Genomic DNA, 11,886 nt, shown 5'->3' on the forward strand with positions numbered 1-11,886 from the left:
GTGAGTTCTTCGGAGAAGGTCGGTACGCGCAAACGAGGTGAACTGCGCATCTACCTCGGCGCAGCACCTGGCGTCGGAAAGACCTTTGCGATGCTCGGGGAGGCTCATCGCCGCCGGGATCGTGGAACCGATGTGGTCGCGGCCGTTGTGGAATCACACGGCCGCGCCCGCACCGCCGAGCAGATCGGCGACCTCGAGATCATCGCGCCCAAACTGGTCGAATATCGCGGCACCCGGATGCCGGAACTTGATGTTGAGGCGGTTCTGGCCCGTCGTCCCGCCTTGGTGTTGGTGGACGAATTGGCGCACACCAACACCCCGGGAAGCAAGAATCACAAGCGGTGGCAGGACGTCCAGGAATTGTTGGACGCCGGGATCGACGTCCTCTCGACCGTCAACGTGCAACACCTCGAGAGCCTCAACGACGTTGTCGCGCACATCACGGGAGTGACTCAGCAGGAAACGGTTCCGGATGAAGTGGTCCGCGGCGCAGCGCAGGTCGAGTTGGTCGACATCACGCCGGAAGCATTGCGACGCAGACTGTCCCACGGAAACGTCTATGCTCCCGAACGTGTCGACGCGGCACTCGGCAACTACTTCCGGCGCGGAAACCTCACCGCGCTACGCGAGTTGGCGCTTCTCTGGGTAGCCGATCAGGTGGACGCGGCCCTGGCGAAGTACCGGGCCGAGAACAAGATCACCGACACCTGGGAAGCGCGTGAGCGCGTTGTCGTCGCGGTGACCGGGGGACCGGAGTCGGAAACCCTGGTACGACGCGCTTCTCGGATCGCGTCCAAGTCGAGTGCCGAACTGATGGTCGTGCACGTCGTCCGCGGTGACGGCCTCACCGGAGTTTCCGCACCGGAGATGGGAAAGGTGCGCGCACTTGCCACCGGGGTCGGCGCGACCCTGCACACTGTCGTCGGCGACGACGTACCGTCGACGCTCCTCGAGTTCGCTCGCGAGGAGAACGCCACCCAGTTGGTTCTGGGAACGTCGCGGCGGTCGCGGGTGGCCCGCATTCTCGACGAGGGAATCGGCGCGGCGGTTGTTCAGCAGTCCGGCGGCATCGACGTGCACATGGTCACTCACGAGGAGGCGACCGTCCGGCGCCGGATCTCGTTGTTCGGCCGGTCCGAGCGCCGCTTGCTGTCGTGGATTGCGGCAGTGGTGGTTCCGACCTTGGCGGCCGGGCTCATGGGGTTGGTGGATCGCGTGTCCGGCGTCAACGGCGAGAACGCGCTCTTCTTCGTGGTGGTCGTTCTTGTCGCCCTGCTCGGTGGTGTGGGGCCGGCGATTGCGTCCTCACTCATCTCCGGACTGCTACTCAATTACTTCTTCACCGATCCCAAATACAGCTTCACGATCGCCGAGCCGGACAACTTCATCACGACGGTGGTTCTGCTGATAGTGGCTGTGGCAGTGGCCGTTCTGGTTGACGCCGCCGCCAAAAAGGCGCGGGAAGCGAAGCGGGCTTCGGAGGAAGCGGAGCTTCTCACGCTGTTTGCGGGGTCGGTGCTCCGCGGCGCTGACCTCTCGACGCTGCTGGAGAAGGCTCGCGAAATCTACCGTCAACGTGGGGTTTCGGTAGTTCATCACGAGGACGGCGTTGTCGCGGCGGTGGGCGCCGAGCCGCCGACTCGTGAGGCTGACGCGGATACCGCGTGCGAGGTCAACGACGGCGAGTACGCACTGCTGCTGTCCGGGCCGGAGTTGAGTGCGCGGGATCGACGGGTGCTGACCGTTGTTGCGCACCAGGCAGTCGGCATGATCCGTCAGGAGAAGCTCACGGTCGAAGCGAGCAAAGCGGCGGCCCTGACCGAGGCCGATCAACTGCGCAGAGCACTGCTTTCGGCTGTGAGCCATGACCTTCGGACACCGCTCGCCGGAGTGAAAGCAGCTGTGTCGAGCTTGCGCAGTGACGACATCGAGTTCTCACCCGAGGACACGGCAGAACTGCTGGCCACCATCGAGGAATCGGCGGATCAGTTGACCGCTCTGGTGGGCAACCTGCTCGATTCGTCCAGACTGGCTGCGGGAGTGGTGAAACCGACGTTGCGGCCGGTCTACCTCGACGAAGTGGTGCACCGGGCGCTGCTCGGGCTGGGGATCGGCGGCCGATCCGACTCGCGCAGTGTGATCGTCGACGTGGGTACTGTTGCCGTGCAAGCCGATCAGGGTTTGCTCGAGAGGGTGATTGCGAACATCGTGGACAATGCCTTGCGATACGGCGGCAGAACACCGGTGCGGGTGGGAGCGGCACGCGTCGGAGACCGTGCCGTCATTACCGTCGCGGATACCGGACCGGGCGTACCCCGTGGTGAAGCCGAATCGATGTTTCAGCCGTTCCAGCGAATGGGGGACCGCGACAACACCGGCGGCGTCGGTCTCGGACTGTCCGTTGTTCGCGGATTTGTCGAGGCCATGGGCGGAACGGTCAGTGCGACCGACACTCCGGGTGGTGGGCTGACGATGATCGTCGAACTGGCCGGTGCAGGAACGAAGGGAAGCGAGTCATGAGCCGGATACTGGTTGTCGACGACGAACCGCAGATCTTGCGGGCATTACGCATCAATCTCACGGTGCGCGGATATGACGTGGTGACGGCATCCACCGGTGCCGGTGCGCTGCGCGCTGCAGCGGAACGGCCGCCGGACGTGGTAATTCTGGATCTCGGTCTGCCGGACATGGACGGCACCGAAGTGCTTGCCGGACTGCGAGGCTGGTGCACTGCGCCGGTCATCGTGCTGTCAGCACGCACCGACTCGGCAGACAAGGTCGAAGCGTTGGATGCCGGTGCGGACGACTACGTCACCAAGCCGTTCGGGATGGACGAATTCCTGGCGCGAGTGCGTGCGGCGGCGCGGCGCGGAGTATCGGCAACCGACACGTCGGAACCGTCGGTCGAGACGGCGTCGTTCACCGTCGACTTGTCGGCGAAGACGGTCAGCCGGCGCGGTGAGCAGGTGCATCTGACACCCACCGAGTGGGGAATGCTCGAAATGCTGGTGCGCAATCGCGGAAAGTTGGTCGGACAGAAGGAACTTCTCCGCGAGGTGTGGGGACCGGCTTACGACACCGAGACCCACTACCTGCGCGTGTATCTCGCTCAACTGCGTCGCAAGCTCGAAGACGATCCGGCGCACCCCAAGCATCTGATCACGGAAGCGGGGATGGGTTACCGCTTCGTGGTGTGAGATCAGGGCGCGTGAAATCAGGGGTGTGTCACGATCAGCAGTGGACACATCGCCCGGTGTAGGAGGTTTCGGCTGGTCGAGCCGAGCAGCATGGACTTGAAACCGCCGCGTCCCCGTCGGCCGACAACAACCAGTTGTGCCGACTTCGACTCGGTGATCAGTTCTTGGGCGGGGTTGTCGTGTACGACAACTCGACGAACCGCAACGTCGGGATACCGGTCCGTCCATCCGGCAAGCCGTTCGGCGAGAACCGCGTGCTCGGCAACGGCGATGGCATCCCAGTCGAGAGACTCACCGTCGGGATCGGTGCGGAATGCTGTCGACAGGTGCGAATCGCTCCAGGCGTGCACGGCAACAAGTTCGACGCCGTGCAGCGACGCTGTTTCGAAGGCTTCGGCCAGGGCTGGTTCGCTGTGCTCCGAACCGTCGACGCCGACAACAACGGGACCGCCTCGCAGTGGTTCGTCCGCCGGCGGTAGTTCTCGGATCACGGCAACCGGACACCGCGCATGGAGGACCGTCGCGGTACTGACAGAACCGAGAATCCCGTCTGCCCACCGGCCCAGGCCACGCGAGCCCACGACCAGCATTGCGGCGTCCTCCGATTGTTCGAGCAGAATGTCGACAGGGTGACCGAACCCTAGATGCTCGGTGACAAGCGGGCCGCCGCCTGTTGCAGGCTGCGCCACCGAACGCCCACGGGAGAGCCGCAGTTTTCCTTCTCGGCGCTTCGCGGCAAACTGCGGCGCACCAAGTGTGAAGGCATTTCCGTACGTGCTCGGTTCGCCGCGGATCGCGGCAACAAGATGTAGTGGCCGTCCCCGGAGAACTGCTTCGTGCGACGCCCAGCGAACCGCGTCCAACGAGCGGGTCGAACCGTCCACTCCCACGACAATTGGTGCGTTCATGCTCGTCCTCCTGAGTCGAGAAGTTGAGGCAGTAAGACGGCAGCGCCGGTGATTCGGTCCTCGGCCAGGTCGACCAATGCGCGATTCGCGTCGGCTAGTGGATACGTGTTCGTGGTGATCTCGAGGTGATGCTCGCCGGCAAATGCAAGGAACTCCCGAGCATCCTGCCTCGTATTTGCCGTGACCGAACGAATTTCGCGCTCGTAGAACAAGTGGTGCCGATAGTTCAGGCTGGGTATGTCGGAGAGGTGTATCCCGGCGATCGACAGGATTCCGCCACGATTCAACGCGGCGAGTGCAGTCGGAACAAGGTCCCCGACGGGAGCAAAGATGATGGCCGAATCCAGCAAGGCAGGCGGACGGTCGTAGCTACCTTGCACGGAGGCCGCGCCGAGTTGCGTGGCCAGCGCGCGCGCCGATTCGCTACGGGTCATGACGTGGACTTCTGCGCCGCGCGCCATCGCGACTTGCGCGGCAATGTGTGCGCTCCCACCGAACCCGTAGATCCCCAGGCGTCCGCCATCCGGGACCTCGGCACGCTGGAGTGCACGAAATCCGATGATGCCGGCGCACAGCAGCAGCGAGGTTTCGGCATCGCTGTATCCGTCCGGCAGACGCAACGCGAATTCGGCTGTCGCCACGGCATATTCGGCGTATCCACCGTCGATATCCCAGCCCGTGTACGTGGAGTTCGGGCACAGATTCTCCCGTCCGCGCAAGCAGTACTCACACTGGCCGCACGTGGAATGCAACCACGGGATCCCGACGCGATCACCAGGGGAGAAGTCCTGAACCGCGGCACCGACCTCTTCGACCACGCCGACAATTTCATGGCCGGGAACCACGTTTGCGCGATGCACGGGCAGGTCACCTTCGGCAACGTGCAGATCGGTGCGACACACTCCGCAGGCGAGAACCCGGACGAGCAGTTCACTCGAGGTCGGGATGGGGCGCGATCTCTGTACCTCGACCAGTGGATGCGTTCGGACCGGCCCAGGCTGGTGTACCTGCCATGAGGTCATCGGCATCGAAGTTCCGGAGAAAGCGTCCACCCCTTTATCGTGCGCCTGCGCGGTGCCCCGTGGAAGAGGGCGAAGTGTGTCGGTGGTCTGTGCGAACATCTGTTCGTGTCGATGTCGTCAGATGCTCGCGGCGATCACCGGTCCGGTGGCGCCACGATCCTGCATGCTGATCTCGACTCGTTTTACGCGTCGGTCGAACAGCGAGACCAGCCGGATTTGATCGGCCGGCCGGTCATCGTGGGCGGCGGGGTGGTGCTGGCCGCGAGCTACGAAGCTAAAGCGTGTGGGGTCCGGACCGCGATGAGTGGGGGTCAGGCGCGTGCGCTGTGCCCGCAGGCAATTGTCGTTCCGCCTCGCATGGATGCGTACTCGCAGGCGAGCAAGGACGTGTTCGAGGTTTTTCACGACACGTCGCCGCTGGTAGAAGGAATCTCGATCGACGAAGCTTTCCTGGAAGTCGGGGGATTGGCACGGATCGTCGGAACACCGCTGCAGATCGGCGCCAATCTCAGGCAAGATGTGGCCGAGCAAGTTGGCCTGCCTATCACCGTCGGCATCGCCCGCACGAAGTTCCTGGCAAAAGTTGCCAGCGCCTACGCCAAACCCGACGGACTGCTGCTGGTGCCACCAGACGGTGAGCGTGAATTCCTGCACCCGCTGCCCGTCGAAAAGCTGTGGGGCGTCGGCAAGATCACCGCGCAGAAGCTGCGGAATTTCGACATCGCGACGGTGGGGGACATCGCGCGGCACGACGAGTCGTCGATCGTGGCGATTCTGGGGCGCGGCGCCGGCCAACACCTGTACGCGCTCTCGCACAATCGGGATCCGCGGCCGGTGCGCGCGTACGGCGGCCGAAGCTCGATGGGCGCTCAACACGCGTTGGGTCGGGGTGTGCACTCGCGATCCGAACTCGAGGTGTCGTTGATGTCGCTGGTCGATCGGGTGTCGCGGCGCCTGCGTTCGGCGCAGCAGACCGGCCGCACCGTCACACTCCGGCTTCGGTTCGGCGATTTCACGCGGGCCACCCGTTCCCACACGATGCGCCGATCCACGGCGGAAACCACCGATCTACTGAATGCCGCGATGGTGCTGCTGAGTGACGCGGCGCCCCTCATCGCCGACAAGGGCATCACGTTGATCGGTGTTGCCGTATCCAATCTGGACCGCAGCGGCGCCGAGCAGTTGGAACTGTCCTTCGACGGTGGACCGGATACCGCTGCCCTCGACTCCGCGATGGACAGTGTGCGGAAGAAATTCGGCTCGGGAGCGCTCACACGTGCGGTGCTGATCGGCCGCGATCCCGATATCTCGGTGCCGCTGCTCCCGGACTAGCCCGCTGTGCTCAGGACGTCAGTGCGCTCAGGACGTCAGCCGAATCGGTTCGCTAGTCGTACGCGCGAGATCCGTTGTCGTGGCTTCGATCAATTGGCGAGACAGGTCGGCCAACGCACGTGCGACCGCGAGTTCGTCACCGATCTCGGGCACATCTCGGTCGACGGGATTGCAGCGAGCGAAACCCGCTCCGGCGAAGTGTGTGTCTTCCTGTGCCCGTAGCCGTGCGATTGCGCGAGTTCGGTTTGCCGTCTCGGATGTGTGTTCGTCGATGGTGATATCCACCGACCAGTGCTTCTCGTTCATGTTCTGACCCCCTTCGGCTTATGTTCCATTGTCCTCGGTCGAGCGACGCGTGCGATAGGGCTGAACGGCGGTATTCGATTGCTGCGTGGATGCGCGCCGCGGCGCGCATGATTACTCAGGCGCCGAACGTGCGACCTGTTCAATCGAATACCGAGGAGTCACCATGAAGTCCTTCCGAAGTGCTGTCGAATCGCGTGACACCGACGCCATGGCGGCGCTGCTCTCCGACGACGTCGTCTTCACCAGTCCCGTCGCTTTCAAGCCGTATCCCGGCAAGGCGATCACGGCGTCAATTCTGCGCGGTGTGATGCGGGTGTTCGAGGACTTCCGGTATGTCCGCGAGATCGAGTCGGTGGACGGGCGCGATCATGCGTTGGTTTTCGAGGCAACGGTGGACGGCAAACTTGTAAACGGTTGCGACTTTCTGCATCTGGACGACGACGGGTTGATCGACGAGTTCACGGTGATGGTCCGGCCACTGTCCGGCGCCAATGCGCTTGCGGCGGCGATGGGTGAGCAGTTTCCGCGCATTCAGGAGGAGGCGATCGCGGCGATGGAACGCGGTCAGACCCCGTAGGGGGTTGTGTGAGACTCGGCGTAGCACTAAGTTGAGCCACATCGAGTTACAGGCACTGTGAGGAGACACTGATGGCCAGGTCGACATCGATTGTCATGGATCAGCCGTATCGCGAGTTGCTGGCGACGCTGTCCGACGGCTCAGTGCACCGGCGGTTCGACCCCTACCTCGACATCGATTGGGATGCACCGGAATACGCGATAGATCCCGATGATCCGCGCTGGGTTCTCTCGTCGGTGTCCGATCCGCTCGGTGCCACGAGTTGGTACCAAGCGCAGTCGCTCGAACGCCGTATCGCGATGGGGAAGTGGCGCCAAGCCAACGTCACCAAGGTGGGTTCGGCGTTCGAGAGCATTCTGATCCGCGGAATGATGCAGTACATCATGGCGTTGCCGAACCAATCCCCGGAGTTTCGGTACTGCCTGCACGAGATGACCGAAGAGTGCAATCACATCCAGATGTTCCAGGAATTTGTCAATCGGGTTGGCGTCGACGTGCCGGGGATGCGCCCGCTGTTTCGCCGGTTGTCCCCCTACGTCGGCTTGTTGGGCGCCAAGTTCCCGGTCATTTTCTTCATCGGCATCCTGGCCGGCGAAGAACCGATCGATCACTTCCAGAAGGACCTCATCCGCGAAGGCAAGGACACCGTCCCGGTGATGTTGCGCACCATGGAGATTCACATCGCGGAGGAGGCCAGGCACATTTCCTTTGCACACGATTTCCTGCGCACGCATGTTCCGCGAATGGGTCCGTTCGGCCGCGCGATGACGTCCGTGGCCTTTCCCGGCACCATGCGGTGGCTCTCCGGCGAGATCATGGCACCGCCCAAGGAATTTGCGGAAAAGTTCGGCATTCCCGACTCGGTGATGAGGGAAGCATTTTGGCGCAGTCCGACGTCGCGTCGCATCCTGGGCAACTACTTCGGTGAAATGCGCGCATTGGCAGACGAGTTGGGGCTGATGAATCCCGTCTCGCGGCGGGCGTGGAAGAAGTTTGGAATCGCCGGCGACAAGGCCAGGTATCGCGGTGAACCGCGGCGCTGGACAAAATCGCGGCGCTAGCGGTCGTATAAACCGTCGGTGCCACGTGGGACACTGGTTCGGTGAGGTTGTATCGAGACACGGCGGTGGTGCTTCGCCTGCATAAGCTGGGCGAAGCCGACCACATCGTCACATTGCTCACCCGTCAATTCGGGTTGGTGCGTGCCGTGGCCAAGGGTGTCCGCAGAACCACCTCCAAGTTCGGGGCACGGCTCGAACCGTTCGCGCATATCGACGTCCAACTCCTGCCGGGCAAAAATCTGGACATCATCACGCAGGTCCAAACGGTCGACGCCTTTGCCACCGACATCGTCGACGATTACAGCCGGTACACCACGGCCTGCGCGGTGCTCGAAACTGCGGAACGGCTGGCCGGCGAAGAACGAGCCCCGGCGCCGCAGCTTCAGCGGCTCACCGTCGGTGCCCTGCGGGCTATCGCCGAGCAGGGTCGTCCCGTCGAATTTGTTCTTGACGCTTTCCTTCTCCGGGCCATGGGATACGCGGGTTGGGCGCCCGCACTCGGGGAATGCGCCAAGTGTTCGTCTCCCGGTCCGCATCGCGCTTTCCATGTCGCGGCCGGCGGGGCGGTCTGTACGTACTGCCGCCCGCCCGGATCTGCGACGCCGTCACCGGGTGTCCTGGATCTGATGGAAGCGTTGCTGCGGGGCGAGTGGGAAGGTACCGACGTGGTGCCGACCACTCTGCGTACTCAGGCAAGTGGCCTGGTGGCAGCGCATTTGCAGTGGCATCTCGAGCGGCAATTGCGCACGCTACCGCTCATCGAACGGTCAAGGCCGCATGCGGTCGTCGAGGTCGCTGCTGCGGTGGGGCAGGATGGAACGCGTGATTCGACGACGCGAACCGCGCACCCCGCTTGACTCTGCTGCAGATCGGGTGATCCGGCCACCGGACCCCCACCCGTCCGGAGCAAAACCGCCGATCCTGCAAACCGAACTGATCCCGCGCCACGTTGCGCTGGTGATGGACGGCAACGGACGCTGGGCTCAGGAGCGTGGACTGCCGCGCACAGCCGGTCACGAGCGCGGCGAAGCCGTACTGATGGACACGGTGTGCGGCTGCATCGAGATGGGCGTCGAGTGGCTCTCCGCGTACGCCTTCTCCACCGAGAACTGGAAGCGCAGCCCGGACGAGGTGCGTTTCCTCATGGGCTTCAACCGTGACGTGATTCGCCGTCGACGCGACGAGATGAACGAGATGGGTGTTCGGGTTCGCTGGGCCGGCCGGAAGCCTCGATTGTGGGCGAGTGTCATCAAGGAACTCGAGATCGCCGAGGAACTCACCAAGAACAACACGGTGATGAATCTGACGATGTGCGTCAACTACGGTGGGCGCGCCGAAATTGCCGATGCGGTCAAGGAAATTGCCAAGCGCGTTGCCGCCGGCGAGATCAATCCAGACAAGATCACCGAGGCGACCGTTGCCAAGTATCTCGACGAACCCGACATGCCGGACGTCGACTTGTTCCTGCGTCCGTCGGGGGAGCAGCGCACGTCCAACTTCTTGATCTGGCAGTCCGCGTACGCCGAAATGGTGTACCAGGAGAAGCTGTTTCCCGATTTCGACCGTCGTGACCTGTGGGCCGCGTGCGTCGAGTACGCCTCACGCGATCGCCGGTTCGGCGGAGTGAAATGACAGAGCGTGAAATGACAGGTGAAAACATGACCGAGACCTCCGACAACGCCGCGCGACTGCAAGAGCGTGCGGCCGAAGCGCTGGCGCATTTTGTGACCGTCGACGTGGCCGAGGACGGTTCACTGGGATTCCAGTACGCCGGGGCGCTGTGCTCGGTTCAGGCGATGAATCTTTCCGAAGGTCTCGACGTTCTGTCGATGACGTGTGTGCTGGCGTGGGACCGTCCGGTCAGCGCCGCGCTGCACCGCAAGGTGGCCGAGCGCAACCGCACCATCCAGTTCGGATCCATTGCGGTGTTCGGGCACGGCAGTCTCGCGGATGTCATTCTGCGGTACACGTTTCCGGCGGCGGGACTGGAAGACGAAGCGCTCACCACGATGCTGCTGCTGGCGCTCACCGGAGCCGATACGGCCAGGCAGGGACTACTTCCCTGATGGCGCTCGAAATCCACGAGGCCTCCGAAGTCACAGACGAGCTGGTCGATGCCTGCGCGAGACTCGTTCCGCAGCTGTCGAAGTCGGCACCACCTGTCACCGCGGCGATGCTCGAGACGGTCGTGGGCTGCACGACGAACACACTCTTCGTGGCCAGACTTGACGGTCACATCGTCGGAATGTTGACGCTCGTCGTCTTTCCTACCCCGACCGGCCACCGAGCGTGGATCGAGGATGTAGTGGTCGACTCGGCGGCTCAAGGCCGGCAGGTCGGATCTGCGCTGACGACGGCAGCGCTCGCCCGAGCCGGCGAACTCGGTGCCCGCACTGTGGATCTGACCTCTCGGAGCTCGCGGGTAGCCGCGAACAAGCTTTACCGGAAACTCGGTTTCGAGCCGCGCGAATCCAATCTGCTTCGGTTCTCGCTCGCCGACTGAAACGTGCCGTCTAAACGGCCGCTGCGCAATCGCGGCAGGTGCCGAAGATCTCGACGGTGTGGCTGACTTCGGTGAAACCGTTGTCGTCCGCAATGGTCTGCGACCACTGCTCGACCATCGCGCCCTCCACCTCCACGGTGTATCCGCAATTGCGGCACACGAGGTGGTGATGGTGGCCGGAAGAGCAACGGCGATAGACGGATTCACCGGTATCGGTGCGCAGGACGTCGATGGTTCCGGCGTCGGCAAGAGCTTGCAAGGTGCGGTAGACGGTAGTCAGGCCGATAGCTTCACCACGCTTGCGTAGTTCGTCGTGCAGCTCTTGCGCCGACTTGAACTCGCCGATGTCGTCGAGCAGCGCGGAAATCGCGCTGCGCTGTTTGGTCGACCGAATGCCGACAGTGGCGCTGCGCTTGAATGCAGACTGACCGGTGGTGTTCATGTTGGTGGTGATCATCCTTCTTCTGCGTGGGCGACAGCGTCCACGACTATGTGGGCTAGATGGTCATCGGCCAGTCGATAGAGAACTTCGCGTCCGTGGCGTTCGCCGCGTACGACGCCCGCGGCCTTCAGGACACGAAGGTGCTGGCTGATGAGCGGTTGGGTGACGCCCAGGGCGCCGACAAGTTCGTGGACGCACCGCTGCGACTGGTGGAGTTGGAGCACGATCGCGATGCGGACCGGTGCGGCGAGTGCGCGCAGGATCTCGCCGGCCGCGGCCAGGGTTTCCTTGGGCGGAACCACCGCCGGGGGGACGGGTTCGAACGGGTCGTGGGTGTGATCGAGATCAGCGTGATCGTGGTGGTTGTGGAGATCGCCGGTATCCGCAATGCTCACAGCGAGGCTCCTTCGAGGGATGTGTCACAACGTTCCTGCGTAGCCATCTGACCACACTATTGCAAATCACATTCATTTTGATATGCACAAGTACGCATGTCAACCGTGGCGCGAAGTCCACTTCTGGGGCCGGTTAGTCTGGA

Annotated in this window: 14 protein-coding genes; 9 read left to right on the plus strand and 5 right to left on the minus strand. The window is 63.3% G+C overall.

Going from position 1 to position 11,886, the window contains the following annotated elements; all coding sequences use genetic code 11:
• Positions 1–2,520 carry a DUF4118 domain-containing protein gene (locus ACFRFQ_RS17605; RefSeq protein ID WP_378660106.1) on the plus strand — a complete coding sequence of 840 codons (2,520 nt, stop codon included), beginning with the start codon at positions 1–3 and terminating at the stop codon, positions 2,518–2,520.
• Entirely contained in the window at positions 2,517–3,197 is a 681-nt protein-coding gene (locus tag ACFRFQ_RS17610) for a response regulator (RefSeq protein WP_033233006.1), read from the plus strand. Before ACFRFQ_RS17605 ends, ACFRFQ_RS17610 begins: the two co-directional genes overlap by 4 nt.
• A 17-nt stretch (positions 3,198–3,214) precedes the next feature.
• Here ACFRFQ_RS17610 and ACFRFQ_RS17615 read toward each other — a convergent pair whose 3' ends face one another.
• The gene (locus ACFRFQ_RS17615; protein WP_378660109.1) at positions 3,215–4,105 is read right to left on the minus strand and encodes a universal stress protein; all 891 of its coding nucleotides are present in this window, start codon (positions 4,103–4,105) and stop codon (positions 3,215–3,217) included.
• Positions 4,102–5,127: a zinc-dependent alcohol dehydrogenase family protein gene (locus tag ACFRFQ_RS17620; protein WP_378660112.1), complete on the minus strand. Its 1,026-nt coding sequence runs from the start codon at positions 5,125–5,127 to the stop codon at positions 4,102–4,104. Before ACFRFQ_RS17620 ends, ACFRFQ_RS17615 begins: the two co-directional genes overlap by 4 nt.
• Before the next feature lie 111 nt (positions 5,128–5,238).
• Here ACFRFQ_RS17620 and dinB point away from each other — a divergent pair, with 111 nt between their 5' ends.
• On the plus strand, positions 5,239–6,459 hold the full coding sequence (dinB, locus tag ACFRFQ_RS17625; RefSeq protein WP_378660615.1) for a DNA polymerase IV: 1,221 nt from the start codon (positions 5,239–5,241) through the stop codon (positions 6,457–6,459).
• Between the two features lie 27 nt (positions 6,460–6,486).
• Here dinB and ACFRFQ_RS17630 read toward each other — a convergent pair whose 3' ends face one another.
• Complete coding sequence (locus tag ACFRFQ_RS17630; protein ID WP_378660114.1) at positions 6,487–6,765, minus strand: DUF1876 domain-containing protein; 279 nt, start codon at positions 6,763–6,765, stop codon at positions 6,487–6,489.
• A gap of 163 nt (positions 6,766–6,928) precedes the next feature.
• Between ACFRFQ_RS17630 and ACFRFQ_RS17635 the strand changes: the two genes are divergently transcribed.
• The 6 genes from ACFRFQ_RS17635 to ACFRFQ_RS17660 all read left to right on the plus strand — a co-directional run bounded on the left by ACFRFQ_RS17635 (position 6,929) and on the right by ACFRFQ_RS17660 (position 10,906).
• Positions 6,929–7,342: a nuclear transport factor 2 family protein gene (locus ACFRFQ_RS17635; protein ID WP_378660116.1), complete on the plus strand. Its 414-nt coding sequence runs from the start codon at positions 6,929–6,931 to the stop codon at positions 7,340–7,342.
• Between the two features lie 71 nt (positions 7,343–7,413).
• Positions 7,414–8,403: a diiron oxygenase gene (locus tag ACFRFQ_RS17640; protein WP_378660119.1), complete on the plus strand. Its 990-nt coding sequence runs from the start codon at positions 7,414–7,416 to the stop codon at positions 8,401–8,403.
• Between the two features lie 41 nt (positions 8,404–8,444).
• A complete protein-coding gene (gene recO, locus ACFRFQ_RS17645) occupies positions 8,445–9,260 on the plus strand; it encodes a DNA repair protein RecO (protein WP_378660122.1) in 816 nt (271 codons plus the stop codon).
• Positions 9,217–10,035, plus strand: coding sequence for an isoprenyl transferase (locus ACFRFQ_RS17650; protein ID WP_092808653.1), 819 nt, complete (start codon positions 9,217–9,219; stop codon positions 10,033–10,035). The genes recO and ACFRFQ_RS17650 overlap by 44 nt, the downstream gene beginning before the upstream one ends.
• 11 nt (positions 10,036–10,046) lie before the next feature.
• Positions 10,047–10,469 (plus strand): YbjN domain-containing protein, encoded by a 423-nt coding sequence (locus tag ACFRFQ_RS17655; protein ID WP_378660618.1) that lies wholly within the window; start codon positions 10,047–10,049, stop codon positions 10,467–10,469.
• Positions 10,469–10,906 (plus strand): GNAT family N-acetyltransferase, encoded by a 438-nt coding sequence (locus ACFRFQ_RS17660; protein WP_378660126.1) that lies wholly within the window; start codon positions 10,469–10,471, stop codon positions 10,904–10,906. Before ACFRFQ_RS17655 ends, ACFRFQ_RS17660 begins: the two co-directional genes overlap by 1 nt.
• Positions 10,907–10,916: 10 nt before the next feature.
• Here ACFRFQ_RS17660 and ACFRFQ_RS17665 read toward each other — a convergent pair whose 3' ends face one another.
• The gene (locus tag ACFRFQ_RS17665; protein ID WP_260683992.1) at positions 10,917–11,363 is read right to left on the minus strand and encodes a Fur family transcriptional regulator; all 447 of its coding nucleotides are present in this window, start codon (positions 11,361–11,363) and stop codon (positions 10,917–10,919) included.
• Entirely contained in the window at positions 11,360–11,743 is a 384-nt protein-coding gene (locus tag ACFRFQ_RS17670; protein WP_138872915.1) for a helix-turn-helix transcriptional regulator, read from the minus strand. The genes ACFRFQ_RS17665 and ACFRFQ_RS17670 overlap by 4 nt, the downstream gene beginning before the upstream one ends.
• Positions 11,744–11,886 lie beyond the last annotated feature (143 nt).

This window comes from Rhodococcus sp. NPDC056743 (genome assembly GCF_042790355.1).
Classification (GTDB): domain Bacteria; phylum Actinomycetota; class Actinomycetes; order Mycobacteriales; family Mycobacteriaceae; genus Rhodococcus_F.